General features: G+C 67.8%; 30 protein-coding genes and 1 pseudogene. 23 read left to right on the top strand and 8 right to left on the bottom strand.

Annotated features, from left to right (window positions below):
* Positions 1–291 precede the first annotated feature (291 nt).
* On the bottom strand, positions 292–726 hold the full coding sequence (locus FFS10_RS11650) for a DUF1841 family protein (protein WP_137894639.1): 435 nt from the start codon (positions 724–726) through the stop codon (positions 292–294).
* Positions 727–776: 50 nt separating this feature from the next.
* Between FFS10_RS11650 and FFS10_RS11645 the strand changes: the two genes are divergently transcribed.
* From FFS10_RS11645 to FFS10_RS11580, 14 genes are all read left to right on the top strand, one after another.
* Positions 777–1,001 (top strand): hypothetical protein, encoded by a 225-nt coding sequence (locus FFS10_RS11645; RefSeq protein ID WP_171016145.1) that lies wholly within the window; start codon positions 777–779, stop codon positions 999–1,001.
* A gap of 53 nt (positions 1,002–1,054) precedes the next feature.
* The gene (locus FFS10_RS11640) at positions 1,055–2,002 is read left to right on the top strand and encodes a LysR family transcriptional regulator (protein WP_137894638.1); all 948 of its coding nucleotides are present in this window, start codon (positions 1,055–1,057) and stop codon (positions 2,000–2,002) included.
* A 140-nt stretch (positions 2,003–2,142) separates the two neighbouring features.
* Positions 2,143–2,649, top strand: coding sequence for a cupin domain-containing protein (locus FFS10_RS11635; protein ID WP_137894637.1), 507 nt, complete (start codon positions 2,143–2,145; stop codon positions 2,647–2,649).
* Between the two features lie 44 nt (positions 2,650–2,693).
* Positions 2,694–3,701 carry a hydroxyquinol 1,2-dioxygenase gene (locus FFS10_RS11630; protein WP_137894636.1) on the top strand — a complete coding sequence of 336 codons (1,008 nt, stop codon included), beginning with the start codon at positions 2,694–2,696 and terminating at the stop codon, positions 3,699–3,701.
* 48 nt (positions 3,702–3,749) lie between these two features.
* Complete coding sequence (locus tag FFS10_RS11625) at positions 3,750–5,258, top strand: aldehyde dehydrogenase family protein (RefSeq protein ID WP_137894635.1); 1,509 nt, start codon at positions 3,750–3,752, stop codon at positions 5,256–5,258.
* A gap of 19 nt (positions 5,259–5,277) precedes the next feature.
* On the top strand, positions 5,278–6,336 hold the full coding sequence (locus FFS10_RS11620) for a maleylacetate reductase (RefSeq protein WP_137894634.1): 1,059 nt from the start codon (positions 5,278–5,280) through the stop codon (positions 6,334–6,336).
* Positions 6,337–6,417: 81 nt separating this feature from the next.
* Positions 6,418–7,392: a Bug family tripartite tricarboxylate transporter substrate binding protein gene (locus FFS10_RS11615; protein ID WP_137894633.1), complete on the top strand. Its 975-nt coding sequence runs from the start codon at positions 6,418–6,420 to the stop codon at positions 7,390–7,392.
* Between the two features lie 43 nt (positions 7,393–7,435).
* A complete protein-coding gene (locus tag FFS10_RS11610; RefSeq protein ID WP_137894632.1) occupies positions 7,436–8,689 on the top strand; it encodes an ABC transporter substrate-binding protein in 1,254 nt (417 codons plus the stop codon).
* A 10-nt stretch (positions 8,690–8,699) separates the two neighbouring features.
* Complete coding sequence (locus tag FFS10_RS11605; protein ID WP_137894631.1) at positions 8,700–9,419, top strand: ABC transporter ATP-binding protein; 720 nt, start codon at positions 8,700–8,702, stop codon at positions 9,417–9,419.
* Between the two features lies 1 nt (position 9,420).
* Complete coding sequence (locus FFS10_RS11600; protein ID WP_137894630.1) at positions 9,421–10,122, top strand: ABC transporter ATP-binding protein; 702 nt, start codon at positions 9,421–9,423, stop codon at positions 10,120–10,122.
* A 5-nt stretch (positions 10,123–10,127) separates the two neighbouring features.
* Positions 10,128–10,988, top strand: coding sequence for a branched-chain amino acid ABC transporter permease (locus FFS10_RS11595; protein WP_137894629.1), 861 nt, complete (start codon positions 10,128–10,130; stop codon positions 10,986–10,988).
* Positions 10,989–11,002: 14 nt separating this feature from the next.
* The gene (locus FFS10_RS11590; RefSeq protein ID WP_137894628.1) at positions 11,003–12,100 is read left to right on the top strand and encodes a branched-chain amino acid ABC transporter permease; all 1,098 of its coding nucleotides are present in this window, start codon (positions 11,003–11,005) and stop codon (positions 12,098–12,100) included.
* The gene (locus tag FFS10_RS11585) at positions 12,097–12,405 is read left to right on the top strand and encodes a Dabb family protein (RefSeq protein WP_137894627.1); all 309 of its coding nucleotides are present in this window, start codon (positions 12,097–12,099) and stop codon (positions 12,403–12,405) included. The genes FFS10_RS11590 and FFS10_RS11585 overlap by 4 nt, the downstream gene beginning before the upstream one ends.
* 13 nt (positions 12,406–12,418) lie before the next feature.
* Entirely contained in the window at positions 12,419–14,005 is a 1,587-nt protein-coding gene (locus FFS10_RS11580; protein WP_137894626.1) for a sulfatase-like hydrolase/transferase, read from the top strand.
* A 55-nt stretch (positions 14,006–14,060) separates the two neighbouring features.
* Here FFS10_RS11580 and FFS10_RS11575 read toward each other — a convergent pair whose 3' ends face one another.
* Positions 14,061–14,285 (bottom strand): ABC transporter permease, encoded by a 225-nt coding sequence (locus FFS10_RS11575; RefSeq protein WP_249931256.1) that lies wholly within the window; start codon positions 14,283–14,285, stop codon positions 14,061–14,063.
* A gap of 14 nt (positions 14,286–14,299) precedes the next feature.
* Here FFS10_RS11575 and FFS10_RS11570 point away from each other — a divergent pair.
* A pseudogene (locus FFS10_RS11570) lies at positions 14,300–14,506 on the top strand (LysR substrate-binding domain-containing protein); the annotation flags it as partial.
* A 15-nt stretch (positions 14,507–14,521) separates the two neighbouring features.
* Here FFS10_RS11570 and FFS10_RS11565 read toward each other — a convergent pair.
* Complete coding sequence (locus tag FFS10_RS11565; protein WP_137894625.1) at positions 14,522–15,328, bottom strand: IclR family transcriptional regulator; 807 nt, start codon at positions 15,326–15,328, stop codon at positions 14,522–14,524.
* Between the two features lie 95 nt (positions 15,329–15,423).
* Between FFS10_RS11565 and FFS10_RS11560 the strand changes: the two genes are divergently transcribed.
* The 5 genes from FFS10_RS11560 to FFS10_RS11540 are packed head-to-tail and all read left to right on the top strand — an operon-like array spanning position 15,424 to position 19,793.
* On the top strand, positions 15,424–16,125 hold the full coding sequence (locus FFS10_RS11560) for a 3-oxoacid CoA-transferase subunit A (RefSeq protein ID WP_137894624.1): 702 nt from the start codon (positions 15,424–15,426) through the stop codon (positions 16,123–16,125).
* Between the two features lie 2 nt (positions 16,126–16,127).
* Positions 16,128–16,769 carry a 3-oxoacid CoA-transferase subunit B gene (locus tag FFS10_RS11555; protein ID WP_137894623.1) on the top strand — a complete coding sequence of 214 codons (642 nt, stop codon included), beginning with the start codon at positions 16,128–16,130 and terminating at the stop codon, positions 16,767–16,769.
* A 45-nt stretch (positions 16,770–16,814) separates the two neighbouring features.
* Positions 16,815–18,017 (top strand): 3-oxoadipyl-CoA thiolase, encoded by a 1,203-nt coding sequence (pcaF, locus tag FFS10_RS11550; protein WP_137894622.1) that lies wholly within the window; start codon positions 16,815–16,817, stop codon positions 18,015–18,017.
* 5 nt (positions 18,018–18,022) lie between these two features.
* A complete protein-coding gene (locus FFS10_RS11545) occupies positions 18,023–18,760 on the top strand; it encodes an SDR family NAD(P)-dependent oxidoreductase (RefSeq protein WP_137894621.1) in 738 nt (245 codons plus the stop codon).
* 40 nt (positions 18,761–18,800) lie between these two features.
* Positions 18,801–19,793, top strand: coding sequence for a tripartite tricarboxylate transporter substrate binding protein (locus tag FFS10_RS11540; RefSeq protein ID WP_137894620.1), 993 nt, complete (start codon positions 18,801–18,803; stop codon positions 19,791–19,793).
* 19 nt (positions 19,794–19,812) lie between these two features.
* Here the strand turns inward: FFS10_RS11540 and FFS10_RS11535 are convergent, their stop codons facing one another.
* Entirely contained in the window at positions 19,813–20,478 is a 666-nt protein-coding gene (locus tag FFS10_RS11535; RefSeq protein ID WP_249931255.1) for an HAD family hydrolase, read from the bottom strand.
* A 117-nt stretch (positions 20,479–20,595) separates the two neighbouring features.
* Between FFS10_RS11535 and FFS10_RS11530 the strand changes: the two genes are divergently transcribed.
* Positions 20,596–21,351, top strand: coding sequence for a sulfite exporter TauE/SafE family protein (locus FFS10_RS11530; RefSeq protein WP_137894618.1), 756 nt, complete (start codon positions 20,596–20,598; stop codon positions 21,349–21,351).
* On the opposite strand, the gene kefC is transcribed toward FFS10_RS11530, so the two are convergent.
* Positions 21,314–23,167, bottom strand: coding sequence for a glutathione-regulated potassium-efflux system protein KefC (gene kefC, locus FFS10_RS11525; protein ID WP_137894617.1), 1,854 nt, complete (start codon positions 23,165–23,167; stop codon positions 21,314–21,316). The genes FFS10_RS11530 and kefC overlap by 38 nt on opposite strands.
* Positions 23,168–23,248: 81 nt before the next feature.
* Between kefC and FFS10_RS11520 the strand changes: the two genes are divergently transcribed.
* Positions 23,249–23,704, top strand: a complete 456-nt coding sequence (locus FFS10_RS11520; protein WP_137894616.1) for a MaoC family dehydratase — start codon at positions 23,249–23,251, stop codon at positions 23,702–23,704.
* Positions 23,705–23,771: 67 nt separating this feature from the next.
* Here the strand turns inward: FFS10_RS11520 and FFS10_RS11515 are convergent, their stop codons facing one another.
* The gene (locus FFS10_RS11515) at positions 23,772–24,152 is read right to left on the bottom strand and encodes a DUF4148 domain-containing protein (RefSeq protein WP_137894615.1); all 381 of its coding nucleotides are present in this window, start codon (positions 24,150–24,152) and stop codon (positions 23,772–23,774) included.
* Between the two features lie 210 nt (positions 24,153–24,362).
* On the opposite strand from FFS10_RS11515, the gene FFS10_RS11510 reads away from it, so the two are divergent.
* The gene (locus tag FFS10_RS11510) at positions 24,363–25,301 is read left to right on the top strand and encodes a LysR family transcriptional regulator (RefSeq protein WP_137894614.1); all 939 of its coding nucleotides are present in this window, start codon (positions 24,363–24,365) and stop codon (positions 25,299–25,301) included.
* On the opposite strand, the gene trmL is transcribed toward FFS10_RS11510, so the two are convergent.
* The gene (gene trmL, locus FFS10_RS11505; RefSeq protein WP_137894613.1) at positions 25,246–25,722 is read right to left on the bottom strand and encodes a tRNA (uridine(34)/cytosine(34)/5-carboxymethylaminomethyluridine(34)-2'-O)-methyltransferase TrmL; all 477 of its coding nucleotides are present in this window, start codon (positions 25,720–25,722) and stop codon (positions 25,246–25,248) included. The two genes, FFS10_RS11510 and trmL, sit on opposite strands and share 56 nt — an antisense overlap.
* Positions 25,723–25,761: 39 nt before the next feature.
* Positions 25,762–26,493, bottom strand: coding sequence for a ComFC family protein (locus FFS10_RS11500; protein WP_137894612.1), 732 nt, complete (start codon positions 26,491–26,493; stop codon positions 25,762–25,764).
* Positions 26,494–26,510 lie beyond the last annotated feature (17 nt).

Here is a 26,510-nt window from a genome sequence, read left to right as displayed (position 1 = left end):
TCGCTGGTGTCCATCCACCAGCACCTCCAGTGTTCCGCTTGAACCGCCGTATGCGGAACCGCACGTACGGTGGTGTGAGAGGGCTGAGGGGGTAACCCCTCACCCTACTCAATTCTAGAAAGGCTGTCGAGCGCCGCCGGGCCGCCCCAAGGCGCGAGAGCCCCCTCGGGGGGCAGCGAGGACACGAAGTGCCGAGCGTGGGGGCGTGTCGAGCGCCGCCGGGCCGCCCCAAGGCGCGAGAGCCCCCTCGGGGGGCAGCGAGGACACGAAGTGCCGAGCGTGGGGGCGTGTTCAATCCTTCGTCGCGTGCCGCTGCACGCAATCGATGTAGGCCGCGCCGTCGGGCGCGCGGCCGGCGCGCTGGCTTTCCCAGAGCATGCGGCCCAGGCAGTCCATGGCCTCGTGGTGCGCGTCGTGCAGCGAGTCGCGCCGGTGCGTCAGCAGCTCCACGGCCCGGCGTATGCCGCGCGGCTGGTCGATGCTGCACTGCTCGCTGATCGACAGGTGCATGGACAGGTGCAGGAAGGGATTGCTGCGCCCCGGCTCGGCGTCGTAGTGGCGGGCCAGGGCTGCCTCGGCGTCGGCGAGCTCCGCGTGGTACTCGGGATGCTCGTCTATCCACTGGCTGGCCAGCAGTTCGATCGCCTCCATGGACTGTCCGGCGCGCGCCTTGGCGTAGACGGAACAGAAGAAGCGGCGGACGTCGGCTTGCGAGGGGTTGAACATCCGCGCAGCGTATCATGGCCCGCTTGTCCCACCGGCCCGGAGGCCCTCTGATGAAGAATGTGTTGCGGATCCTCGGCGTGCTGCTGGTGCTGGCAGGACTGGCCGGCTTGGTCGTCAAGGAGTACAGCTACACGAAGGACACCACGGCCGCCAAGATCGGTCCGGTCGAGCTCACGGTGAAGGAGACCGAGACCGTGCGCATCCCACTCTGGGCCAGCCTCGGCGCCATCGGCGCAGGCGCCGTGCTGTTGGCGCTGGGTTTTCGTCAGCGCTGAGCGCTGACCGGGCTGGCTGCCGGTGATCGCCATGCTGCAGCTACAGTGGCGGCATGGACCGTTTGCAGAACATCGAAACCTTTGTCCGGGTGGCGCAGACCCAGAACTTTGCCGAGGCGGCGCGGCAATTGCGGATTGCTCGCTCCGTGGTCACGACGCGGATCAAGCAGTTGGAGGACTATGTCGGTGCGCCGCTGTTTCACCGCAGCACGCGGGTGGTTCGTCTCAGCGAGGTGGGCCAGTCGTTCCTGCGCGACTGCACCGAACTGGTTTCCCGGGCCAACGACATCGTCGATCAGATGCGGGATGTGCGCGGCTCCCCCGCCGGAACCCTGCGCGTGCATGCCCTGACGGGATTGGTGCTGGGGCACTTTGCCTCCCTGTTGCGTGATTTCCAGGAAACCTATCCGGACATCCGGCTGGACCTGAATGTCAGCGACTCCGTGGTCGACCCCGTCACGGCGGGCGTCGATTGTGCGTTGCAGATCTTTCCCGCCACCTCGACCGAACTGGTGTCCAGGCCACTGTTTCCGGTGCGGCGGGTGTTTTGCGCCACGCCGGAATACCTGGCGAAATACGGCACGCCCAAGGACCCGCGGGAGCTGCACCAACATCGATTGGGACTCTATTCCCGCTATCCGTCACGGGATCGTTGGACATTCCATCATCAAGGGCAGGAAATCACCCTGTACCTCGCCGCCACGCTGCTGACCAACAGCGTCCACCTGTTGCGTGAATACGCGATGGAGCATGCGGGCATTGTCTGCGTGCCGACCCTCGTGGCCTCCGATGCCATACGGCAGGGCCAGCTCCAGGTGGTGTTGCCGGAGCACCTGCTGTCGTCGTTCTGGCTGAGCGCCGTGTATGCCGGTACGTCGAGGAATGCCTTCAAGCTGCGCCTGTTCATCGAACACATCACGACACAGTTCAAGCGCCTGCCACCCTGGGACGCCCAGTTGATCGAGCATGGCCTGATCCCCGAGGCACTCGTGGCCGGGTAGCGACGGTTCAGGGTATTCCCTGATGATTGTTCGGTGTTCGCAAACAATAAGCTTCATGTTTGCTGGCTTCTGCGGTGACGGGCGGAGGCCTACAGTCGGTCTCCATGCAGTGACGTCTGCGCCAACCCAGGAGACTTCCCATGACTGTCCAGTACCAGACCAAGTTCGGCTCGATGAAGAGCTACGAGAAAGGTCGCGTCGAGCCGATCGACGACAACGTCAAGAACTACGTGTTCTCGAATTGCTTTGACATTGCGAACAAGTCCAGGCCCTACGAGAAGGTGGTGTTCGGTCAGAACCAGATCTACGTGCTCGAAGCCCTGCGGGCCGAAGGCAACTCCCCTTGGTTCACCTGCGCCCATGACGAGTTTGCGCTGAACATGGACACCGATGTAGAGGTCCACCTGATCAAGCTCGACCCGGCCCAGACCGTGCAGGACACGGAAAAGAACGGCGCCGTGCTGGTGCAGGGCGAACCCAAGGGCCAGAAGATGGGCTGGATGAAGCTCAAGCGCGGCCACCAGGCCATGTTGCCCAAGAACACCGCGTACCAGTTCCGCGCCGCCGAACCCAGCGTGATCGTGCTGCAAACCTGCAAAGGCGATCTGTCGGTGGAAAAGTGGTCAGAGATCTGCCAGACCGCCTGATGCTCTCTTGCCCCGCCAGCCCCATCTTCTGAAAGATCGACACCATGAACGCACCCGCAGAACTCGCCGCCGTCATCGCCTCGCAGCCCGATCCCGTCATGGGCTACAAGGAATTCAAACTGGGTTCCTTCGGCTTCCGCCGCGATGAATATTTCGCCCACATTTCCTGGACCACGCGTGACGGCCGTCCGCTGTCGCACACCATGGACATCGGCGCCTTCCTGAGTGCGCTGATGCGTGACGTGGCCTGGGGCTTTTTCTATGGCGGCGTCAACTTCGACGACGTGATCGGCACCGTTAACCACTACACCTCGGTGGACCTGCAGGCCGGTGCCTTCAACGGCACCATGAAGTCTGCTGGCGTGGACCTGCTGGAAAACTTCCCGACTGCACAAATCAAAGCCACCTTCGAGCAGATGCTGGACGACTGGACCAACGCCTGCTTCGACCCGTTCGCGGCGCCGCAGGAGACCGGCACGCCTTACGGTCGCAAGAACGGCAACAACATCGCGGCCATCACCCGCGCCCGTGAACTGGCGACCCGCTGCGTTGGCCTCAAGGGCGACCTGGCGCTGCGCAGCGACGAACGCGGGGCCCCGGTCAACCGCGCGTTCGCCGACGTGCCGCAAGACGAGCCCGAACTGCACCCGGAGCCCGGCTTCGAGAACGAGGTGCACGCCTTCAACCTGTTCGGCTTCCTGAGCCGCTCGCAGGTGACCTGGAACCCCTCGTTCACCAGCGTGGTCAAGCACAGCTACATGTGCCCGACGACCGAAGAGCACATCCTGCCCATCATGCATTCCAACGATCGCGTGGAGTGGTTCTTCCAGATGAGCGACTCGATCGACTGGGACTGCGCCGACAAGAACACCGGCAAGCCGCTGGCGCGCGTGATCATGAAGGCCGGCGACATAGCCGCCATGCCCGCCTACTGCCGCCACCAAGGCTACAGCCCCAAGCGCTCGATGCTGCTGGTGTGGGAGAACGGTTCGCCCAAGCTGGTCTACGAGATCCAGAACGGCGAAGCACCCGAAGTGCCCGTCAGCTTCTGATCCCGACGTCGATCCCGTAAACCCCGCTCCAGCGGGGATGGAGTTTTCATGAATCTCGCAGACATCGCGGCTGCGGCGGGCTTGCGCACGCCGGTTCGCCACCAGCTCTTCATCGACGGTCAGTTCGTCGACGCCGAATCCGGCGAGACCCTGGCCACGCTGAACCCGCACGACAATTCCGTCATTACCGAGGTGGCGATGGCCGGGCGCGCCGACGTGGACAAGGCCGTGGCCGCCGCCGAAAAAGCCCTGCCCGCCTGGAGCCGCATGGCCGCCATGGACCGCGGCCGCATCCTGCTCAAGCTGGCCGACCTGATCGAAGACAACGCCGAGGAGCTGGCGCGCCTGGAGTCTCTGGACACCGGCCACCCGATCCGCGATTCGCGCCTGCTGGACGTCCCGCGCACTGCCGTGACCTACCGCTACTTTGGCGGCATGGCTGACAAGTTCCAGGGCGAACAAATTCCAGTGGAGCAGGGTTTCCTGAACTACACGCTGCGCGAACCCGTGGGCGTGGTGGGGCAGGTGGTGCCCTGGAACTTCCCGCTCATGTTCACGAGTTGGAAGATGGCGCCCGCGCTGGCCGCCGGCAACTGCGTGGTGATGAAGCCGGCCGAGATCACGCCGCTGTCGTCGCTGAAGATCGCCGAACTGATGGCCCAGGCCGGTATGCCCGATGGCGTGGTCAACATCCTGCCCGGCCTGGGTTCGGTCGCGGGCCAGTACATCGCCGAACACGAGCGCATTGCCAAGGTCGCCTTCACCGGCAGCACCGCCACCGGCCGCCGCATCGTGCAGGCCAGCGCGGGCAACCTCAAGAAGGTGCAGCTGGAACTGGGCGGCAAGGGCGCCAACATCGTGTTCGAGGATGCCAACCTGACCGCCGCCGTCAACGGCGCGGCCTGGGCCATCTTCCACAACCAGGGACAGGCCTGCATCGCGGGCTCGCGCCTGGTGCTGCACGAGAAGATCGCCGACGCCTTCCTGGAAAAATTCATTCCGCTGGCCCAGAGCATCCGCCTGGGCAACCCGCTGGACCCGAACACCGAGATGGGCCCGCTGACCAGCCTGCAGCACCGCGACCGCGTGCTGAGCTACGTGGACATTGCACGCGGCCAGCGCGGCGAAGTGCTGGCCGGCGGCAAGGCGCCCGAAGGCGTGTTGGCTGCAGGTTGCTACGTCCAGCCCACCGTGGTGCGCGCTGGCTCGTGGAAAGACCGTGTGGCGCAGGAAGAGGTGTTCGGCCCCTTCGTGACCGTGATCACCTTCACGGACGATGCCGAGGCGCTGCAGATCGCCAATGGCACGGAATACGGCTTGGGCGGCGGCCTGTGGACCAACAACCTGCAGCGCGCCCACAAGTTCGCCCGCGAGATGAAAAACGGCATGGTCTGGATCAACTGCTACAAGCGCGTCAACCCGGGCTCGCCCTTCGGTGGCGTGGGCGTGTCGGGCTACGGCCGCGAGATGGGCTTCGACGCAATGCGCGAATACACGCAAGTCAAGAGCGTGTGGGTGAATGTGGACGCGCAGCTGGCGCCGCACTACCCGCGTTGAAGCCCAGGTGTCAACCGGCATGACCCCCTTCCTCTACACCGCCAACCCGTCCCGCGTGGTCTTCGGCGCGGGCAGCCTGTCGCAGCTTGGGCCGGAGATCGAAGCCCTGGGTGCACGCCGCGCCCTGGTGCTGTCCACCCCCGAGCAGCGTCCGCTGGCCGAGCGCGTCGCCGCCCTGCTGGGCGAGCGCAGCGCCGGCATCTTCGATCGCGCCGTCATGCACGTGCCCATCGAGACCGCGCGCGAGGCCCGCGACCTTGCTCGCACGCTCGGCGCCGACTGCGCTGTTGCCGTCGGTGGCGGCTCCACCACCGGTCTGGGCAAAGCCATCGCCCTCGACTCCAGCCTGCCCATCCTGGCCATTCCCACCACCTACGCCGGCTCGGAGATGACCCCCATCTACGGCATCACCGAAGCGGGCCTGAAGAAAACCGGCAAGGACGCCCGCGTGCTGCCGCGCAGCGTCATCTACGACCCCGAGCTCACCACCGGCCTGCCCGTCCCCCTGAGCATCACCAGCGGCATCAATGCCATCGCCCATGCGGCCGAGGGCCTGTACGCGGTGGACGCCAACCCCATCATGAGCCTGATGGCCGAGGAAGGCATTGCCGCCCTCGGGCGGGCGCTGCCGGCCATCCGGCGCCAGCCGGGCGACCTGGCCGCGCGCTCGGACGCGCTCTACGGCGCCTGGCTGTGCGGTACCGTGCTGGGCCATGTGGGCATGGCGCTGCACCACAAGCTGTGCCACACGCTGGGCGGCAGCTTCAACCTGCCGCATGCCGAAACCCACACCATCGTGCTGCCGCAGGCGCTGGCCTACAACGCCAAGGCAGCGCCCGAGGCCATGGGCCGGATCGCCCGGGCCCTGAACGCCGGTTCGGCGCCGCAGGCGGTGTATGACCTGGCCAAAAACAACGGGGCACCGGTCGCGCTCAAGGACATCGGCCTGCGGGAACAGGACCTGGACCGGGCCTGCGAGATCGCGCTGCAAAACCAGTACCCCAACCCGCGTGCGCTGGAGCGCCAGGCGCTGCGCCAACTGCTGCAGCACGCCTTCGAAGGCGCGCGGCCGGGCTGAAGCCCGGTGAAAGCACTGGCGCCGTCCCGCTCCCTTCATCCTCAAACATACCCCTGACCCAGAACCCGAGGAGACAAACCCATGAAACGACGCATCCACCTGGCCGCCATCTGCGTGGCCGCGTTGGCCCTGCCGCCGCTGCAGGCCACGGCCCAGGCCCCCGCTGCCTGGCCCCAGAAACCCATCAAGGTCACGGTGGCCTTCCCGCCGGGCACGCCCGGCGACATGCTCGTGCGCGGCATGGGAGGCCCGCTCGGCAATGCGCTCGGCCAGGCCGTCGTGGTGGAGAACAAGCCCGGCGCGGGCGGCAACGTGGGCACGCAGGCCGTGCTCAACACGCAGGCCGATGGCTACAACGTGCTCACCGGGCCGGACACCATTCTCACCGTCAATCCGCAGATCTACACCAAGCTGAGCTTCGCGCCCGAAAACGTCGTGCCCGTCACCACGCTCGGCAGCATCAACCTGATGCTGGCCTGTCATCCCTCGGTGGGCGTGAAGACGGTGGCCGAGCTCACGGCGCTCGCCAAGACCAAGCAGCTCAACTATGCCTCCGGTGGCGCCGGCGTGCCGGGACACCTGGCCATCGAGATGTACCTGGCGCAGGCCGGCATCCACATGACCCATGTGCCCTACCGCGGCCCTGCGCCCGCCACGGCCGACCTGCTGGCCGGCCAGGTGGGCTGCGCCTTCCTGGTGACCAACCAGATCGTGCCGCACGTCAAGTCGGGCAAGCTGGTCGGCCTGGCAGTGTCCACCCGCAAGCGCTCGCCGCTGGCGCCCGATGTGCCGACCATGCACGAGGCCGGCGTCACCGGCTTCGAGGCCAGCTTTGCCGAAATGCTCTACGTGCCCAAAGGCACGCCCCAGGCCGTGATCGACCGTCTGCAGACCGAAGTCGCCGCGGCCATGAAGCGGCCCGAGGTCCTCGACGTCTTCAGGAGCGTGGACGTCGAGCCCATGGGCCATTCGCCGGCCGTCGCGGCGCAGCGCATCCAGACCGAGTCCGCGCGCTGGGCGCCCGTCATCAAGCGCATTGGCCTGAAAGTGGACTGATCTTCCTGTCCCGCAACGATTACGACGCCCCGAGGAGCACACCATGACGATTTCCCGCCGCCATTTCACGCAGGGTCTTGCGGCCGTGGCCGCCGCCGGCGCCACGCCCCTGGTCTGGGCCGCAGACACTGTCAAGATCGGCTATGTCTCGCCGCAGACCGGCCCGCTGGCGCCGTTCGGCGAGGCCGACAAATGGGTCATCGAGCAGATGAAGGCCGCGTTCAAGGACGGCATCGTCATCGGTGGCAAGAAGCACGCCGTGCAGATCGTCCTCAAGGACAGCCAGTCCAACCCCAACCGTGCGGGCGAGGTCGCCAACGACCTGATCCTCAAGGACAAGGTGGCCCTGGTGCTGACCGCCGGCACGCCCGAGACCGCCAACCCGGTCGGCGATGCCTGCGAACTCAACGAGGTGCCGTGCATCTCCAGTGTCGTGCCCTGGCAGCCGTGGTTCTTTGGCCGCAAGGGCCATCCGGCCACCGGATTCAACTGGACCTACCACCTGTTCTGGGGCTTGGAGGACGTGATCGCCAACTTCACGAACGGCTGGAAGAGCGTGCCGACCAACAAGAAGGTGGGTGGCCTGTTCCCCAACGATGGCGATGGCAACGCCTGGGGCGACAAGGCGCTCGGCTTCCCGAAGCCGTTGTCGGAAATGGGATTCAGCCTCACCGATCCGGGCCGGTTCCAGAACGGCACGCAGGATTTCAGTGCCCAGATCGCCGCGTTCAAGAAGGCGGGTGTGGAGATCGTCACGGGCGTGGTGATCCCGCCCGACGCCAAGACCTTTCTCACGCAGGCCCGGCAGCAGGGCTTTAAGCCCAAGGTCGTCACGCTGGGCAAGGCCCTGCTGTTCCCCGGCGCGATCGAGGCGCTGGGCGACTTGGGCGAGGGCCTGACGACGGAAGTCTGGTGGAGCCCCTCGCACCCCTTCAGCTCCAGCCTGACCAAGCAGAGCGCCAAGGCGCTGGCCGAGGCCTACGAGGCGGGCACCAGGAAGCAGTGGACCCAGCCTATCGGCTTTGCCCATGCGCTGTTCGAGGTGGCGGCCGATGCGCTGGCGCGCAGCAAGTCGCTCAAGGCGGGCGACGTGCGCGACGCCGTGGCCGCGAGCCAGATCAAGACCGTTGTCGGCGACGTGAAGTGGGGCGGCCTGGGCCCGTTCAAGAACGTCAGCAAGACGCCGCTGGTGCTGGGCCAGTGGGGCAAGGGCAAGAAGTACAAGGCCGAGCTCACCATCGTCAACAACGAGGCCGCGAAGCAGATTCCGGCCGGCGGCACGCTCAAGGTGATGTAAGGGCCCGTCCATGCCGCTGCTCGCGCTTCATTCGGTCAGCAAGTCCTACGGGGCGCTCAAGGTCACCGACGACATCACGCTGTCGGTGGCGGAGGGCGAGACCCTAGGCATCCTCGGGCCGAACGGCGCGGGCAAGACCACGCTGTTCAATCTGATCTCGGGCGACGTGCGAGTGGACGCGGGCCGCGTGGAGTACGACGGCCGCGACGTGACCCGGCTGCGTCCCCACCAGCGCTGTCATGCGGGCATCGGCCGCAGCTACCAGGTGCCGCAGCCGTTCGGCAACATGACGGTGTTCGAGAACCTGGTCACGGCGGCCTGCTTCGGCGGGCAGCAGTCCGAGCGCGAGGCCTGGCGTACCGCCGCGCAGGTGCTGGAGCAGACCGGCCTGATGGCGCAAGCCAACCGGGCCGCGGGTGGCCTCACCCTGCTCAACCGCAAGCGGCTGGAACTGGCGCGCGCGCTGGCCACGCGGCCGCGTGTGCTGCTGCTCGACGAGATCGCGGGCGGCCTGACCGAGCACGAGGCCCACGAACTGGTGGACGAGCTGCGCCGCATCAAGGCCCAGGGCGTGACCATGATCTGGATCGAGCACGTGGTGCATGCGCTGCTGTCCATCGCCGACCGGCTTTTCGTCATCAACTTCGGCCAGAAACTGGCCGAGGGCCAGCCCCAGGCCGTGATGGCCGACCCCGAGGTGCGGCGCGTCTACATGGGGATAGAGGCTTGACATGAGTTCCTTGCTTTCGACCCATGGCCTCGAGGCCTTCTATGGCGACGCGCAGGCCTTGTTCGGTATCGACTTCGAGCTCGCGCAGGGCGAGCTGGTGGCCATCATCGGCGCCAACGGCGCCGGCAAGTCCACCTTCCTCAAGGCCCTGACCGGGCTGGTCAAGGCGCCGCGCGAAGCGGTGCGCCTGCGTGGCGAGGCGATCGGCGGGCTGCCGCCGGGGCAGATCGTGCGGCGCGGCCTGGCCCTGGTGCCCGAGGGCCGGCGCCTGTTTCCCAGCCTGAGCGTGGAGGAGAACCTGCTCATGGGCGCCACGGCCGGCCGCGGCGGCCCCTGGAGCCTGAAGCGGCTGTACCAGCTGTTTCCCATCCTCGACGAAAAGCGCCGCCAGCCCGGCACGGCGCTCTCGGGCGGCCAGCAGCAGATGGTGGCGCTGGGGCGCGCGCTGATGAGCAACCCCGAGGTGCTGCTGTGCGACGAGCTCTCGCTCGGTCTCGCGCCCATCGTGATCCGCGAGATCTACCGCGCCATGCCAGCCATCACGGCCGAGGGCATGACGGTGGTGATCGTGGAGCAGGACGTCTCCCTCGCCCGCCAGGTCTCGCAGCGCCTGTACTGCCTGCAGGAAGGCCGCGTGTCGCTGCACGGCGCCTCGGAGGCGTTCACCGCCGAGCAGATCTCGCAGGCCTATTTCGGAATCTGATCGCCATGTTCGAAATCTTGATCCAGGGCCTGCTGCTCGGCGGGCTCTACACCCTGTTCGCACTCGGGCAGTCGCTGATGTTCGGCGTCATGCGCCTGACCAACACCGCCCAGGGCGACTTCATCATCCTCGGGGCGTTCGCCGCCATCGCCGGACTGGCCGCGACCGGGTTCTCGCCCTGGCTGGTGGGCCTGCTGGTGCTGCCGCTGGCCTTTGCCGCCGGCTACGCTCTGCAACGCCATGTGCTCAACGGCACGCTGGGGCGCGACCCGCTGCCCTCGCTGGTCGTGACCTTTGGCCTGTCCATCGTGATCCAGAACCTGCTGCTCGAGCTGTTCTCGGCCGACCCGCGCTCGATCGAGATCGGCGCCCTGGCCACGCAGGGGCTGGCGCTGACGCCGCAGCTGTCGGTCGGTGTGTTGCCGCTGGCGATCCTGGTGCTCGCGCTGGCCGCCACGGCGGGCCTGCAGTGGCTGTTCACGGGCACCTCGCTCGGTCGCTCGTTCCGCGCCGTGTCGGACGACCGCGAGATCGCCGAGCTCATGGGGCTGAACGCCGCCCGCGTCTACGCGCTGGCCACGGCCATCGCCTTCGTGCTGATCGCGCTGGCCGGCATGCTGCAGGGCATGCGCACCACGGTCTCGCCGGCCGACGGGCCGATGCTGCTGCTGGTGGCCTTCGAGGCCGTGGTGATCGGGGGCCTGGGCTCGTTCTGGGGCACGCTCGCGGGCGCCATGATGCTGGGCCTGGCGCAGCAGATCGGCTTCCGGCTCGACCCGGGCTGGGGTATCTGGTTCGGGCATCTGGTGTTCCTGGCCGTGCTGGTGCTGCGGCCGCAGGGCATCTTTCCGCGCACGCGGGGTTGAAGGGGGGAGGGGTCATGGACACGACGGACGTCAAGGTCGAGCGCGGCAGCCGCGCCAGCCGCATCGCGCTGATGCTGGCCAGCCTGCTGGTGCTGGTCGCGGCCACGCTGCCACTGTGGGGCGAGCGCAGCTGGATGCGCGAATTCGTCGAGATCGCCTGCTACTTCATCTTCGCGATGATGTGGAACCTGCTGGCCGGCTACGGCGGCATGGTGTCCATCGGCCAGCAGGCTTTCTTCGGCCTGGGCGGCTACGTGATGCTGGCCCTGGGCAACTTCGCCGGGGTCAATCCCTTCGTGGCGATCCCGCTCGGGGCGCTCGCGGCCGGGCTGGCGGCCCTGCCGCTGTCGTGGGTGGCGTTCCGGCTGCAGGGCGGCTACTTTGCGATCGGCACCTGGGTGATCGCCGAGGTCTGCCGGCTCAGCCTGGCCAACATCCCCGCCGTGGGGGGCGGCTCGGGCACCACGCTCACGGCGCTGCGCGGCATCGACAAGGCGACGCGCGAGTCGGTCACCTATTGGATGGCCCTGGCCTGCGTGGTGGCGTCGATCGGTCTGGTGTACCTGTTCCTGCGCAGCAAGCGGGGCCTGGCCCTGCTGGCGATCCGCGACAACGAGGTGGCGGCCGAGTCGCAGGGCATTCCGGTGCGGCGCATGAAGCTGGCGGTCTACGCCGTGGCGGCCTTCGGTGCCGGCCTGGCCGGGGCGCTGTACTTCGTGGGCAACCTGCGCATCAGCCCCGATGCGGCCTTCAGCGTCAACTGGACGGCCTTCGCCATCTTCATGGTGGTGATCGGGGGCATCGGCCGCATCGAGGGGCCGCTGGTGGGCGCGCTGATCTTCTGGGCGCTCAACAAGTTTCTCAGCGATTACGGCACCTGGTACCTGCTGGGGCTGGGCCTGCTAGCCATTCTCGCGACGCTGCTGTTCAAGCAGGGCCTGTGGGGCTTTGCCCAGCAGCGCTGGGGCTGGTCGCTGTTCCCCACGCGCCGGCATCTGGCCGCGCTGCCTCGACAAGCACCCCAAACTATCGTTTCCCGACCAGGGCAGGAGACCGAACCGATGCCGAATTCACGGTGGGTGGACCGCCGCGGACCTGGAGCGGGCGCATGAGCCGGATCCTGCACCTGGTGATGTGGCAGCTCAGCGGGGCCACGTCCGCCGAGCGGCGGCTTCAGGCGGAGCCCGTGGTCCGCGCCTTCGAGGCGCTGAGCGGGAAGATCGACGGGCTGCAGTCCCTGGCGGTGGGCCCGAACGCCATCGAGGCCGATGGGGCCTGGGACCTGGCCGTGGCCATGACCTTCACCTCGCGCGCCGCGCTCGACGCGTACAAGCTGCACCCGGCCCATCAGGCGATCAAGAGCCTGATGGAGCCGCTTCGTTCGGCCCGTGCCCAGGCCGACCTGTTGATTGCCTGATGGAGAACCCTTCATGACCGCTTCCGCTTCGACCGTCCGCAACGTCCTGTTCATCATGGCCGATCAGCTGCGCTGGGATTACCTGGGCTGCGCGGGCCACCCCACGCTGAAGACGCCAAACATCGACGCGCTCGCGGCGCGCGGCGTGCGCTTCGCCAACGCCTTCGTGCAGGGCCCGGTGTGCGGCGCCTCGCGCATGTCTACCTACACCGGTCGCTACGTCACCAGCCATGGCTCGGCCTGGAACTTCGTGCCGCTGTCGGTGGCGCAGAAGACGCTGGGCGACCACCTGCGGCCGCACGGCGTGCGCTGCGCCGTGGCAGGCAAGACCCACGTCGAGGCCGACGAGGAGGGCGCGGCCCGCCTGGGCATGGACGTGACCCGGGACCCGGGCCGGCTGGTGATGGAAGGCGGCTTCGAACCCTACGAGCGCGACGACGGCATCCTGCCGCCGGGCTTCAAGGCCGAGGACAACCGCTATTGCGACTACCTGCGTGCCCAGGGCTACGGCGGCGACAACCCCTGGCACGACTATGCCAACTCCTCGCTCGGGGCCGATGGCGAGTTGCACTCGGGCTGGAAACTGCGCTGGGCGCGCGAGCCGGCCCGCGTGGAGGCGCGCCACAGCGAGACGCCCTACATGACGCGCCGCGCTATGGACTTCATCACCGAGCAGGGCGAGCAGCCCTGGGTGCTGCACCTGTCCTACATCAAGCCGCACTGGCCCTACGTGGCGCCCGCACCCTACCATGCGATGTACGGTCCCGAGCACGTGTCGCCGGTGCAGCGCGACGAAGGCGAGCGGGCCGATCCGCATCCGGTCTACCGCGGTTTCATGGACTACACGCCGAGTCGCACCTTCAGCCAGGACGGCGTGCGCGAAACCGTGATTCCGGCCTACATGGGACTGATCAGCCAGATCGACGACCAGATCGGCGAACTCATGCAGTTCCTCAAGGACAGCGGACGCGATCAGGACACGCTGATCGTTTTCACCAGCGACCATGGGGATTACCTGGGCGACCACTGGATGGGCGAGAAGGAACTGTTCCACGACGCCATCGTCAAGGTGCCGCTGCTGGTGGTCGATCCGCGCGCCAGCGCCGATGCCACGCGCGGCAGCGTGAGCGAGGCCATGGTCGAGGCCATCGATCTCGCGCCCACTTTCCTCGACGCCCTGGGCCTGCCGCAGCCGCAGGAATGGCTGGAGGGGCAGTCGCTGCAGCCGCTGCTGCAGGGCCAGGACGGTTGGACCAAGGATCAGGCGGTGTGCGAGAACAGCTTCGCCTTCCGCGACTGCGTGCGCCTGCCCATCGGTGCGCCCGTGGACCGCTGCAACATGACCATGGTGCGTACCAAGGAGTGGAAGTACGTGCATGTGGACGGACTGCGCCCCATGCTGTTCGACCTGGTCAACGATCCGCTCGAATACCGCGACCTCGGCGCCTCGCCCGAGCACGCGGCCGTGCGCGAGCAGATGCAGCGCCGCCTGCTCGACTGGTTGTTCTGCCGCCGCCGCACCATCGGCATCACGCCCGTGGGCATCGAGACCTGGAACACCCGAGAGCTCAAGGCGGGAATCGATATCGGGGTGTGGTGAGCTGACGCGGCCACCGGCGCTCGGCGCCCGCGCAGGTCTGATGCGCGTTCTTCGGCTACGTGCGAAGTCGCCGGGACGTTGGAAACAGCGTCCATCCCCATCGTTGCTTGGCATAGCCCCACAGGCCTTGCTTGAAGTGGATCGTCATGACGATGGCCAGCAGTCCCAGGCCCAGCAGGTACCAAGTGCCGTAGTCGCTGAAGAACTTGTTGAGTGCCCAGAACACCAGCGCCCCGACGAGCGGCCCCTCGATGCGGCCGATGCCGCCGATCACCACCATGAAAATGGCGAAGGCTGGGCATCCTGGTGCAGCCCAGCTACATTGTTTATGACGACATCGTGGCGGGCCGGCTGGTGCCGGTCCTGAACGATTGGGACTTGCCCAGGTTGCAGATCAACATCGCCTACCCCAGCCGCAAGCACCTGTCGGCCAAGGTGCGCTCGTTCATCGACTTCATGGTGGAGGAGTTCGCGGTGAACGACTACGAGCGCAAGTGGACGGCGTTCTGGGGTCGACTACCCTCGTGGTCTGGCCGCCAGCAACGTGGAAATGGTGTGTGCCGCCTCGCGCAACGCCGGCAGCATGGTTTGCTGCATGACCGCGGCACTGGTGCGATTGGCTTGCCCGGAAATGTTGAGCGCGGCCACGGTGTGCCCGCTTCGGTCGGTCACCGGCGCGGCCAAGGAGATCAAGCCTTCTTCCAGCTCCTGGTCGACCAGGCACCAGCCTTGTTCGCGCACTTGGCGTACGCGCTGCATCAGGTCTTGCACCTCCGTCACCGTGTGCCGGGTGTAGGCCTTCAATTCGGTCTGCCGCAGGTGCTGCTCCACCTCGGCATCGGGCAGGCCGGCCAGCAGCACCCGCCCCATGGACGTGCTATAGGCCGGTAAGCGCGAACCCACGCCCAGGTTGAGCGACATGATCTTGTGGGTGTGCACACGCAGCACGTAGACGATGTCGCTGCCGTCCAGCACGGCCGCTGAGCAGGACTCCTTGACTTGCTCGGCCAGGCGCTCCATCACCGGCTCGGCCAGGTTCCAGATCGGCAGCGACGAGAGGTAGGCGAAACCGAGATCCATGATGCGCGGCATGAGGCGAAAGTGCTTGCCGTCGCTGTGCACATAACCCAGCGTTTGCAGGGTCAGCAGGATGCGCCGCGCCCCGGCCCGTGTCAGGCCCGTGCGAGCGGCCACCTCGCTCAGGGTCTGTTCCGGGGCCTGGGCGCTGAAGGAACGGATCACCTCCAGCCCTCGCGCAAAAGACTGCACATAACTGTCGCCCGGCTGCGGGCTGGCCTGGGTACGTGTCGCTGGATTTGCCATGATGGTGAATGCGGTTTAGAATTCATTATACGAACATTTATTCTTATTACGAACAAATCGCCTAGTCCGGCGGTGTCATTCGCAGGAGCACAACAGTGATCAACAAAATCGCCGCCTCGATTGCCGAGGCATTGTCAGGCGTCCAAGACGGCGCCACCGTGCTGATCGGTGGCTTTGGCACCGCCGGCATCCCCAACGAACTCATCGACGGCCTGATCGCGCAGGGCGCGCGCGATCTCACGGTGGTCAACAACAACGCCGGCAACGGCGACCAGGGCCTGGCCGCGCTGCTCAAGACCGGCCGCGTGCGCAAGATCATCTGCAGCTTCCCGCGTCAGACCGACAGCTGGGTGTTCGACGAGCTCTACCGCAGCGGCAAGCTCGAGCTCGAATTGGTGCCGCAGGGCAACCTGGCCGAGCGCCTGCGTGCGGCCGGCGCCGGCATAGGCGCTTTCTTCTGCCCCACGGCCTATGGCACCGAGCTGGCCAAGGGCAAGGAGACGCGCGAGATCGACGGCCGGCAGTACGTGCTCGAGTACCCGATCCACGGCGATGTCGCGCTGGTCAAGGCCGAGAAGGGCGACCGCTGGGGCAACCTCAGCTACCGCATGTCGGCGCGCAACTTCGGCCCCGTGATGGCGACCGCCGCCAAGCAGACGCTCGCCACCGTGCACGAGATCGTGGAGCTCGGTGCGCTCGACCCCGAGAGCATCGTCACCCCGGGCATCTACGTGAGCAAGATCGTGCGCATCCCCCGCGTGGCCACCCAGGCCGGCGGTTTCAAGCAGGCGGCCTGAACATGAGCTACACCAAACGCAGCAAGCAGGCGCTGGCCCAGCGCGTCGCGCAGGACATCCACGACGGCGCCTACGTGAACCTGGGCATAGGCATGCCGACCGAGGTGGCGAACCACATCCCAGCCGGGCGCGAGGTCATCCTGCAAAGCGAGAACGGCATCCTGGGCATGGGCCCGGCGCCGGCCGCGGGCCAGGAAGACTACGACCTGATCAACGCGGGCAAGCAGCCGGTCACGCTGCTGCCCGGCGGCGCCTATTTCCACCACGCAGACAGCTTCGCCATGATGCGCGGCGGCCACCTCGACATCTGCGTGCTCGGCGCCTTCCAGGTCTCGGCCACCGGCGACCTGGCCAACTGGAGCACCGGCGAGCCCGGCGCCATCCCGGCCGTGGGCGGCGCGATGGATCTGGCGATCGGCGCCAAGCAGACCTGGGTCATGATGGACTTGCTGACCAAGAGCGGCGAGAGCAAGATCGTTGCGCAGTGCAGCTACCCGCTGACCGGCATCGCCTGCGTCAAACGCATCTACACCGACCTGGCAACGCTGGCGTGCACGCCCCAGGGCCTGAAGCTGGTCGACAAGGTCGAAGGCCTGGGCCATGCCGAGCTCGAGGCCCTGGTCGGCCTGCCCATCCAGGCCTGAGCCTGGCCCTGTTCCCCTCACCCTTTCACACACACGGAGACTCCCATGACCCAAGCCTTCATCTGCGACGCCATCCGCACTCCCTTCGGCCGCTACGGTGGCGCCCTGTCCAGCGTGCGCACCGATGACCTGGGCGCGATCCCGCTCAAGGCGCTGATGACGCGCAACCCCAATGTCGACTGGCAGGCCGTTGCCGACGTGATCTACGGCTGCGCCAACCAGGCCGGTGAGGACAACCGCAACGTGGCCCACATGGTCAGCCTGCTCGCAGGCTTGCCTACGGCAGTCCCAGGAGCGACGATCAACCGCCTGTGCGGCTCGGGCCTGGACGCCGTGGGCACGGCCGCGCGCGCCATCAAGGCCGGAGAAGCGGGTCTGATGATCGCTGGCGGCGTGGAGAGCATGAGCCGCGCCCCCTTCGTCATGCCCAAGGCCGAGTCCGCCTTCAGCCGCGCCAACGCGGTCTACGACACCACCATAGGCTGGCGCTTCGTCAACAAGCTGATGAAGGAAAAATACGGCGTCGACTCCATGCCCGAGACCGCCGAGAACGTGGCGGTCGACTACAAGATCGAACGCGAGGCCCAGGACCGCATGGCCCTGGCCAGCCAGATGAAGGCCGTGGCCGCGCAGAAGGCCGGCCACCTGGCGCGTGAAATCGTGGGCGTCACCATCCCGCAGAAGAAGGGCGATGCCATCGTGGTGGACAAGGACGAGCATCCGCGCGAGACCAGCCTGGAGGCCCTGGCCAAGCTCAAGGGCGTGGTGCGCCCCGATGGCTCGGTGACCGCGGGCAACGCCAGCGGCGTCAACGACGGCGCCTGCGCCCTGCTGCTGGCCGACGAGGCCAGCGCGGCGAAGAACGGCCTGAGCCCCAAGGCGCGCGTGGTCGGCATGGCCACGGCCGGCGTGGCGCCGCGTGTCATGGGCATAGGCCCGGCGCCGGCCACCGAGAAGGTGCTGGCGCTGACCGGCCTCAAGCTCGAGCAGCTCGACGTGATCGAGCTCAACGAGGCCTTCGCCGCCCAGGGCCTGGCCGTGCTGCGCCAGCTCGGCCTCAAGGACGACGACGAGCGCGTCAACGCCTGGGGCGGCGCGATCGCCCTGGGCCATCCGCTCGGCGCCTCGGGCGCGCGATTGGCCACCACGGCGATCAACCGCCTGCACGCCACCGGCGGCCGCTACGCGCTGTGCACCATGTGCATAGGCGTGGGCCAGGGCATCGCGCTGATCCTGGAGCGGGTCTGAGCCAGATGAGCCTGTCCGCCGCTGAAGAAGTCACCGTGGTCACCGGCGCCAGCGCCGGCATAGGCCGCGCCATCGCCGAGGCCTTGCTGGCCCAAGGCCGGGCGGTGGTCAATCTGGACCATGTGGCGCCCGACTGGTCCCATCCGCAGCTCCAGTCGTACCAGGCCGACCTGACGCAGGAGGGGCCCACGCGCGAGCGCGCGGCCGAGATCGCGGCCAAGCACCGCGTCACGGCCCTGGTCAACAACGCCGGCGCGACCCGGCCCGGCACCATAGACACCGCGACCAGCGCGCAGCTCGACGACGTGGTCGGCCTGCACCTGCGCGCCGTGATGCTGCTGACCCAGGCCTTCCTGCCCAGCCTGCGCGCCTGTGGCCATGGCCGCATCGTCAACATGGCCTCGCGCGCCGCGCTCGGCAAGGTGGACCGCGTGGTCTATTCGGCCACCAAGGCCGGCCTGATCGGCATGACGCGCACCCTGGCCATGGAGCTGGGGCAGGGCGGCATCACCGTGAACGCCATAGCCCCAGGCCCGATCGCGACCGAGCTGTTCAGGCGCAGCAACCCCGAAGGTGCGCCGCAGACGCAGCGCATCCTCGACAGCATCGTGGTCGGCCGCATGGGCACGCCCGAGGACGTGGCGCGCGCAGCCCTGTTCTTTCTCTCGCCCGACAACGGTTTCGTCACCGGCCAGGTGCTCTACGTTTGCGGCGGCACCACGCTGGGCGTCGCGCCGGTCTGAGTTCCATCACCGATTCATCTTCTTACTTGAACGAAACACCATGTCCCATTTCTCCCGCGCTTCCCGTCGCTGCGTTCTGAGCGCCATCGTCCTGGCCGCCGCTACCACGCTGCCCCTGGCGGCCGCTGCCCAGAACTACCCGACCAAGCCCATTACCATCGTCGTGCCGTTCGCCGCCGGTGGCACCACCGACATCCTGGCCCGCCTGGTGGGGCAGCACCTCTCGACCGAACTGGGCCAGCCCGTGGTGGTGGAAAATAAGGCCGGCGCAGGCGGCAACATCGGCGCTGCCTACGCCGCCAAGGCACCGACGGACGGCCACACCCTGTTCATGGGCACCGTGGGCACGCACGCCATCAATGCCTCGCTGTACAAGAAGCTGCCCTACGACCCGGTCAAGGACTTCGCCCCGCTCTCGCGCGTTGCCATGGTGCCCAACCTGCTCGTGGCGCACCCCTCGCAGCCGTTCAAGACGGTGCAGGAAATGATCGCCTATGCCAAGGCGAATCCGGGCAAGATCAACTTCGGCTCGCCCGGCAACGGCAGCTCGCCGCACCTCTCGGGCGAACTGTTCAAGTCCCTGGCCAAGGTGGACATGGTGCATGTGCCCTACAAGGGCAGCGCTCCAGCAGTGAGCGACCTGCTGGGCAACCAGATCGCCATCATGTTCGACAACCTGCCCTCGGTGATTCCGCATGTGCGTGCGGGCAAGCTGCGTGCCATCGCCATCTCCACCGCCAAGCGCTCAGCCGATCTGCCTGACGTGCCGACCATCGCCGAAGCCGGCGTGCCTGGCTATGAGGCCACCTCGTGGTTCGGCATGTTCGCCCCGGCGGCCACCCCTGCGCCGGTGCTGGCCAAGATCAGTACGGCCCTGGGCAAGGTGCTGGCCAAAGCCGAGGTGAAGAAGAAGATCGACGACCAAGGCGGCGAGCCGGCCAACGAGACGCCTGCGCAGTTCGCCGACTTCATCCAGAAGGAAAGCCTGAAGTGGGGCAAGGTCGTTAAGGAGTCGGGCGCCAGCCTGGACTGATGCAGGGCCGATCAGGCGCTCAACCGTGCAGCGCCTGGTCGAGCTCTTCGAGGCTGGCAATGAAGCGCACGCCGGCCGCCAAGTCGGCCGGCACGTTTTCGGGCGGGCACAGTGCGTGCACCTGCATGCCCGCCGCCAGGCCCGCCGCGATGCCAGGCAGACTGTCCTCCACCACCGCGCAATGCGCAGGCGCCACGCCCAGCGCCTGGGCCGCGTGCAGGAACAGGCCCGGGTCGGGCTTGAAGCTGCCGACCTCGTAGGCGCTGTAGAGCCGGCCCTCGAACCAGGGCAGCAGCCCGGTCAGGCCCAGCGTGAGCTCGGCCTTCTCGCGCGGCCCGTTGGTCGCGATGCAAAACGGGCGCTCAAGCCGCGCGACCAGGGCCAGGGCGCCCGGCATGGCGCTCAGGTCCGCGCGAAAGCGCTGGGCCTGGGTCTGCCGGACATGGGCCGTGAAGCGCGGCGCGAAATCGCCTTCGAACTCGGCTGGCACGCGGGTCATGCGCGTGGCTATGTAGTCGATGCACTCGGCCATGCGCCGGCCGCGGAATTCGGCATGGGCCTGTTCGCGCGTGATCGGCACGCCGAGCTTGAGCGCCTCTTCGTACAGCACGTCCATGCCCGGCTCCTCGCTGTCGACCAGCGTGCCGTCGAGGTCGAAAATCAGCGCGTCGGGAATTTGATTCACCAAGGGGTTCTCCTGGGCTCGATTGTGCCCGAGCGGGCCGGGTAACATCGGACCCTTCCCGCCAGAACCTGCCCCGGTCCGCGCTTTGGCCGGCGCCGACCCGAAAGATGCGCTCCCGTGAGCCTGCCGCTGATCACCGATCCCTTCTTCTACGCCGTGGCCATTCCCGCCGTGCTGCTGCTGGGCATCAGCAAGAGCGGCTTCGGCGCGGGCTTCGGCTCGCTGGCCGTGCCCATGATGGCGCTCAGCGTCACCGTGCCGCAGGCTGCCGCCATCCTGATGCCGGTGCTGCTGCTGATGGACCTGCTGGGCCTGGCGGCCTTCCGCAGCGACTTCGACAGGAAGCTGCTGCGTTTCATGCTGCCTTTCGGCCTGCTGGGCATCGTGGTCGGCACGGTGACCTTCAAATTGCTCGACGCCAAACTGGTGGCCGGCATCGTCGGGGGCTTCACCCTGCTGTTCCTGGCCCAGCGCCTGGTCTTTCCGCCGCGGTCCGACAGCGCGCCGCCGCCGCGCTGGTTGGGTGCGCTGCTGACCACTACCTCGGGCTTCACCAGCTTCGTCGCCCACGCCGGAGGGCCGCCGGTCAGTGCCTATGTGATCCCGCTCAAGCTCAGCCCCGTGGTCTTCACCGGCACCATGGCCTTCCTGTTCTTCTTCATCAACCTGGCCAAGTGGATTCCCTATGCCTGGCTGGGACTGCTGGACATGCGCAACTTCGCGACCTCGCTGGTGCTGCTGCCGCTGGCGCCGGCCGGCGTCTGGATCGGCGTGCGCATCGCGCGGCGCATCCAGCCGCAGCTGTTCTACCGCTTCGTCTACGGCGGCATGTTCCTCACGGGCGTGAAGCTGCTGTGGGACGCGTTTCGCTAGCGGGGGACGAGGCGGCTGCGCGCTGCCGCTCGCGCTCGGCGCGCTCCTGCGCCATCTGCTCGGCCAACTGCTGGCGGCCCTGTTTGACCAGGGCGATCAGCTTGGCCTGGTCCTTGTGGTGCGGGTACATCTGCTCCAGCAGGGCCAGGTTGTGGCTGCGGAAGCGCTCAGTGGTCTGGCGCGCCGCTTCGGTGTTGTGGCCCAGCAGTTCCATGACCGAGCGGGCGCTCGCCAGGCTGCTCTCGAACAGCTCGCGCTGACCGTGGGCGATGCCGCGGTCGCGCAGCGCATACCAGTGCGTCACGTCGCGCGCGCGGGCCACGATCTGCAGCTGCGGGAAATGCGCGCGCGCCAGGTCGATGATGGCCAGCGAAGCCTCGACGCCGTCCACCGCGACCACCAGCACCCGGGCCTGGGCCGCGCCCGCGGTGCGCAGCAGGTCCAGCCGCGTGGCATCGCCGTAGAACACCTTGTAGCCGTACTGGCGCGTGGTCTCCACCATGTCCGCGTCGTGGTCGAGCACGGTGGATGCGATGCCCTGGCTCAGCAGGGTGCGGCCGACGATCTGGCCGTAGCGGCCGAAGCCCGCGATGATGACGGGCGCGTCCTGCGGCTCGGAGATCTCGGCCAGCGTGGTGGCCCGGCCGCGCGCATGGCGCGGCATCAGCCAGCGGTCCGAGGCTGCCAGCAGCAGGGGCCCCAGCAGCATGGACAGGGCCACCGCGCCGATCAGCAGCGAGGCCGTCTCGGGCGAGAACACCCGGGCGCCGGCCGCGGCCTGGAACACCACGAAGGCGAATTCGCCGCCTTGCGCCAGCAGCAGCGTGAACAGTGGCCGCTCGGGCACGGGCAGGCCCAGGCCGCGCGCCAGGCCCCCGATCACGGCCAGCTTGATCAGCATGAAGCCCAGCAGCACGGCCAGCATGCGCCCGGGCGAGGCCAGCAGCACGCCGAAGTCGATGCTCATGCCGACCGCCATGAAGAACAGGCCGAGCAGCAGGCCCTTGAAGGGCTCGAGGTCGGTCTCCAGCTCGCGCCGGTACTCGCTCTCGGCCAGCAGCACGCCGGCCAGGAAGGCGCCCAGCGCCATCGACAGGCCCACCGCCTGCATCAGCGCGGCGATGCCGACCACCAGCAGCAGGGCCGCGGCGGTGAAGATTTCGGGCGTGTTGCTCTTGGCAATCCAGCGCAGCACGGGGCGCAGCAGCAGGCGGCCGCCGAGGATGACCACCGCGATCGCGGTGACGACGCGTGCGGCCTCCAGCGCGAGGCCCGCATCGTCGCCGGCGTCCCTGATGCCGCCGAGCAGCGGCACCAGGGCCAGGATGGGGATGGCAGCCACGTCCTGGAACAGCAGGATGGAAAAGCCCGCCTGGCCGCCGCCGGTGCGCTGCAGGTTGCGCGCCTGCAGCGTCTGCAGCGCCATCGCGGTGGACGACAGGGCCAGGCCCAGCGCGGCGACCAGGGCGGTCTTCCAGCCTATGCCGAAGGCCATGGCGGCGGCCGCCAGGGCGGCGGCGCAGGCCAGCAACTGCGCGCTGCCCCAGCCGAAGATGGGCCGGCGCAGGCTCCAGAGCCGGCGCGGCTCGAGCTCGAGCCCGATCAGGAACAGCATCAGCACCACGCCGAACTCGGCGAAGTGCAGGATGTCGTCCACATTGCTGACCAGGCGCAGGCCCCAGGGGCCTATGGCCATGCCGGCGGCCAGGTAGCCGATGATGGGCCCCAGGCCGATCGCCTTGAACAGCGGGACGGCCAGCACGGCGGCGGCGAGGTAGACCAGGCTGTAATTGAGCCAGATGGGGGCTTGTTCCATGCCGCTAACATAGCGGAAAACCCGTGCCGCCTGTCACGGCCTGGACAGGCGCGGACGACCCGCGCCGCTACAGTGGCCGGCATGAGAGTCTTTCAAAGCTTCGACGCGCTGGCCGCCTGCGTGGGCCAGGAGGTCGCCGTCAGCGACTGGGTGGAGGTGACGCAGCAGCAGGTCAACCAGTTCGCCGAGGCCACCGGCGACCACCAGTGGATCCATGTGGATCCCGAGCGCGCCCGGGCCGGCCCGTTCGGCGCGCCGATTGCCCATGGCTTTCTCACGCTCTCGCTGTTGTCCCGCTTCATGGAAAGCTCGATCCGGATGGCCGAGGCGCGCATGGGTCTGAACTATGGCCTCAACCGGGTGCGCTTCACCGCGCCCGTGCCGGTGGGCAGCCGCCTGCGCGCGCGCATCCGGCTCATGGCCGCGGCCCCGATCGACCCAGGGGGCTGCCAGGCCACCTGGGACATGGAAATCGAACGCGAGGGTTCGGATAAATCCGTTTGCTTTGCCGAGTTTCTCACCCGGCATTACGCATAAAAAAAGCGCCAATAACCCGGCCCTCCTGGCCGGCTTATTGGCGCCTCCTTCAGGGAAGTGTTCCTGATTACGGACGGGGCTTGACGTCGCCCGCCGGGCCAGGCATCTTGGCGGCCTTCTTGGCCTCTTCCTTGACCTCGGCGCGCGGGCGGTCGCCTGCGCTCTTGGCCGGTGCCGTGGCGGGCATCACCTCGCCACCGGGCTTGGCCGCATGTTCCTTGGCTGCCACCTTGGCTTCGGCCTTCACGTCGGCACGCGGCTTGCTGCTGGTGCTGCGCTTGGGCTTGCTGGTATCGACGTCACCGACGTCTTTCTTTTCCTTGTTGGCCTGGGCGGCTTCGGCTTTCACCTCGGCGCGGCTCTTGGTCGCCGCGTCCTGGGCAAGGCTGAGGGTCGATGCCAAACCAGCGGCCACAACCAAAAGTGAAGCGATCAATTTCGATTTCATAGCGGATCCCTTTCTGAAGTCGATTCACACGCCTGGACAACTTCCAGACGAGCCCATTCTAGCCATCCCGTTTTACTTATGGACACGCTTTTCTTGTGCTTCATCAAGTAAATCAAATCTAGATCCGAAACGCTGAAAGAAAAACGGCAGCCTCTGCAATGAAATATTTCGGAAAAAGCAACAATAATCCAGCTTGACGGAGGGATGGCCATGGACCGTTTGCAGTCAATGCGCGTGTTCCAGCGCGTAATCGACGAAGGGGGCTTTGCCGCGGCCGCGCGCGCGATGGACATGTCGCCCGCCGGCGTGACCCGCCTGGTCGGCGACCTGGAGCAGCATCTGGGCGTGCGGCTGATCCAGCGCTCCACGCGCCGCCTGGCCCTGACCGAGGCGGGTGAGGCCTATCTGCAACGGGTGCGCAGCATCCTGCACGAGGTCGAGGACGCCGAAGCCGCGGCCACCGCCAGCACGCGCGAGCTGCAGGGCACGCTGCGCATCCTCGCCACCCAGGTGCTGGCGACCTATTTCCTGGCTCCCAGCGTGGCTTGCTGGCGCGAACGCTATCCCAAGGTCGGGCTCGAACTGGCCGTGGACCCCTTTCCCCTGACGCGGGTGGACGAGTTCGACGTGATCTTCATGGCCGTGGAAAACGGCTTCGACGCCAGCGTGGTCGCGCGGCCGCTGGTCAGTACCGAGTCCATCGTCTGTGCCTCGCCGGCCTACGTGCAGCGCGCGGGCATGCCGCTCGAGCCGGACGACCTGCAGCGCCACGATTACCTGAAGTTTCCCTGGCGCGAAGGCTCGGGCCAGGGGTTGCGCCATTTGCGCCTCAAGCCCCTGGAGGAGGGCGGCGCGGCGGTGGAGGTGGACATGCCGGTGGTGCTGCAGTCGGCGAGTTTCGACGTGATCTTCCGCGCCGCGCTCGACGGTGCCGGCGTGGCCATGCTGCCGCGCCAGCTGGTCGCGCCCCAGCTGTCCAGCGGCGCCCTGGTGCACCTGCTGCCCGAATGGATCCTGGGCCGCTACACGACCTACGCCGTGCTGCCCACGCGCAAGCTGATTCCTGCGCGCACGCGCGCCTTTCTGGACTTCCTCACGGAGACGGTGGCAGGGCAAAGCCATTCTGGCGCCAGGCCTCGAACACCGTGACGGCCACCGCGTTGGACAGGTTCAGGCTGCGCTGACCGGGCCGCATGGGCAGCTTCAGGCGCTGCGCCGGCGCGAAGGCTTCCAGCAATTCGGCAGGCAGGCCGCGCGTCTCGGCGCCGAACACCAGCCAGTCGCCGGGTTCGAACGCCACCTCGTGCACCCCGCGCGTGCCGCGGGTGGTCAGCGCGAACATGCGGGCGGCATCGGGCCGTTCGGCGGCCAGGAAGGCCGGCCAGTCGGCATGGCGGCGCAGCTCGGCGTACTCGTGGTAGTCCAGCCCCGCGCGGCGCATGTGCTTGTCGTCCATGGAGAAGCCCAGCGGCTCGACCAGGTGCAGGGTGCAGCCGGTGTTGGCGGCCAGGCGGATCACGTTGCCGGTGTTGGGCGGGATTTCGGGTTCGACCAGGACGATGTGGAACATGCCCGGATTGTCGCCGCCCCGGGCGAGGGTTCTCTCTTCTTATTCGGTTCGCGCCACCACCATGGCCGTGATGTGGGCCACGCCGGCCTGGCGCAGGGCCAAGGCCGCGGCGTGCAGCGAGGCGCCGCTGGTCATCACGTCGTCGACCAGCACCACGCGGCGGCCGGCGAGCTCGGCGGCGCGCAGCGGCTCGACCGCGAAGGCGCCGCGCAGGTTGCGCAGGCGCTCGCGGCGCGGCAGCGCGTGCTGGGCCGGCGTGTCGCGCGTGCGCAGCAGCAGGCCGGCATCGGTCTTGCGCGGGGCCAGCTGGCGGGCCAGCAGCAGCGCCTGGTTGAAGCCGCGCTCGGCCAGGCGCTGGCGCGACAGCGGCATGGGCAGCAGCAGATCGGCCTGTTCGAGTGCCGGCTCGACCCAGGGCTGGCTGCGCAGCAGGGCGGCCAGCGGGCGGGCCCAGCCGCTGTGCTGGTGGAACTTGAAGCGGGCAATCCCCTGCGACCAGGGCCAGGCGTAGGGCACGGCGGCCAGGCAGGCGTCCAGTGGCGGTGGCTCGCGCAGGCAGGCGCCGCAGCGCGTGAGGCCGGCGGGCAGGGGCAGGGCGCAGCCGCTGCAGCGCGGCAAGGGCTGGGCGAAACGCGTCACGCAGGCCTCGCAGACCGGGCGTGCCGGCCAGGCGCGGCACACGGCGCACTGGCTGGGCAGCCGGTCGGCCAGGGGCTCGCCGGCGACCCGGGCGAGGCGCGCCGAGGCCCGGTTCAGCAGGCGGAGGAACATGGAGTCAATATACTGCG

Origin of the sequence: Ramlibacter sp. 2FC (assembly GCF_005503345.1) — a bacterium.
Lineage (GTDB): Bacteria > Pseudomonadota > Gammaproteobacteria > Burkholderiales > Burkholderiaceae_C > SCMQ01.
Note: the sequence above shows the minus strand (reverse complement) of the source record. Positions and strands in the feature narration are given on the sequence as shown.

Coding starts and splice junctions, on each gene's coding strand:
- FFS10_RS11650 (WP_137894639.1), bottom strand. CDS start 726: ATGTTCAACCCCTCGCAAGCCGACGTCCGCCGCTTCTTCTGTTCCGTC.
- FFS10_RS11645 (WP_171016145.1), top strand. CDS start 777: ATGAAGAATGTGTTGCGGATCCTCGGCGTGCTGCTGGTGCTGGCAGGA.
- FFS10_RS11640 (WP_137894638.1), top strand. CDS start 1,055: ATGGACCGTTTGCAGAACATCGAAACCTTTGTCCGGGTGGCGCAGACC.
- FFS10_RS11635 (WP_137894637.1), top strand. CDS start 2,143: ATGACTGTCCAGTACCAGACCAAGTTCGGCTCGATGAAGAGCTACGAG.
- FFS10_RS11630 (WP_137894636.1), top strand. CDS start 2,694: ATGAACGCACCCGCAGAACTCGCCGCCGTCATCGCCTCGCAGCCCGAT.
- FFS10_RS11625 (WP_137894635.1), top strand. CDS start 3,750: ATGAATCTCGCAGACATCGCGGCTGCGGCGGGCTTGCGCACGCCGGTT.
- FFS10_RS11620 (WP_137894634.1), top strand. CDS start 5,278: ATGACCCCCTTCCTCTACACCGCCAACCCGTCCCGCGTGGTCTTCGGC.
- FFS10_RS11615 (WP_137894633.1), top strand. CDS start 6,418: ATGAAACGACGCATCCACCTGGCCGCCATCTGCGTGGCCGCGTTGGCC.
- FFS10_RS11610 (WP_137894632.1), top strand. CDS start 7,436: ATGACGATTTCCCGCCGCCATTTCACGCAGGGTCTTGCGGCCGTGGCC.
- FFS10_RS11605 (WP_137894631.1), top strand. CDS start 8,700: ATGCCGCTGCTCGCGCTTCATTCGGTCAGCAAGTCCTACGGGGCGCTC.
- FFS10_RS11600 (WP_137894630.1), top strand. CDS start 9,421: ATGAGTTCCTTGCTTTCGACCCATGGCCTCGAGGCCTTCTATGGCGAC.
- FFS10_RS11595 (WP_137894629.1), top strand. CDS start 10,128: ATGTTCGAAATCTTGATCCAGGGCCTGCTGCTCGGCGGGCTCTACACC.
- FFS10_RS11590 (WP_137894628.1), top strand. CDS start 11,003: ATGGACACGACGGACGTCAAGGTCGAGCGCGGCAGCCGCGCCAGCCGC.
- FFS10_RS11585 (WP_137894627.1), top strand. CDS start 12,097: ATGAGCCGGATCCTGCACCTGGTGATGTGGCAGCTCAGCGGGGCCACG.
- FFS10_RS11580 (WP_137894626.1), top strand. CDS start 12,419: ATGACCGCTTCCGCTTCGACCGTCCGCAACGTCCTGTTCATCATGGCC.
- FFS10_RS11575 (WP_249931256.1), bottom strand. CDS start 14,285: ATGGTGGTGATCGGCGGCATCGGCCGCATCGAGGGGCCGCTCGTCGGG.
- FFS10_RS11565 (WP_137894625.1), bottom strand. CDS start 15,328: ATGGCAAATCCAGCGACACGTACCCAGGCCAGCCCGCAGCCGGGCGAC.
- FFS10_RS11555 (WP_137894623.1), top strand. CDS start 16,128: ATGAGCTACACCAAACGCAGCAAGCAGGCGCTGGCCCAGCGCGTCGCG.
- pcaF (WP_137894622.1), top strand. CDS start 16,815: ATGACCCAAGCCTTCATCTGCGACGCCATCCGCACTCCCTTCGGCCGC.
- FFS10_RS11545 (WP_137894621.1), top strand. CDS start 18,023: ATGAGCCTGTCCGCCGCTGAAGAAGTCACCGTGGTCACCGGCGCCAGC.
- FFS10_RS11540 (WP_137894620.1), top strand. CDS start 18,801: ATGTCCCATTTCTCCCGCGCTTCCCGTCGCTGCGTTCTGAGCGCCATC.
- kefC (WP_137894617.1), bottom strand. CDS start 23,167: ATGGAACAAGCCCCCATCTGGCTCAATTACAGCCTGGTCTACCTCGCC.
- FFS10_RS11520 (WP_137894616.1), top strand. CDS start 23,249: ATGAGAGTCTTTCAAAGCTTCGACGCGCTGGCCGCCTGCGTGGGCCAG.
- FFS10_RS11515 (WP_137894615.1), bottom strand. CDS start 24,152: ATGAAATCGAAATTGATCGCTTCACTTTTGGTTGTGGCCGCTGGTTTG.
- FFS10_RS11510 (WP_137894614.1), top strand. CDS start 24,363: ATGGACCGTTTGCAGTCAATGCGCGTGTTCCAGCGCGTAATCGACGAA.
- trmL (WP_137894613.1), bottom strand. CDS start 25,722: ATGTTCCACATCGTCCTGGTCGAACCCGAAATCCCGCCCAACACCGGC.
- FFS10_RS11500 (WP_137894612.1), bottom strand. CDS start 26,493: ATGTTCCTCCGCCTGCTGAACCGGGCCTCGGCGCGCCTCGCCCGGGTC.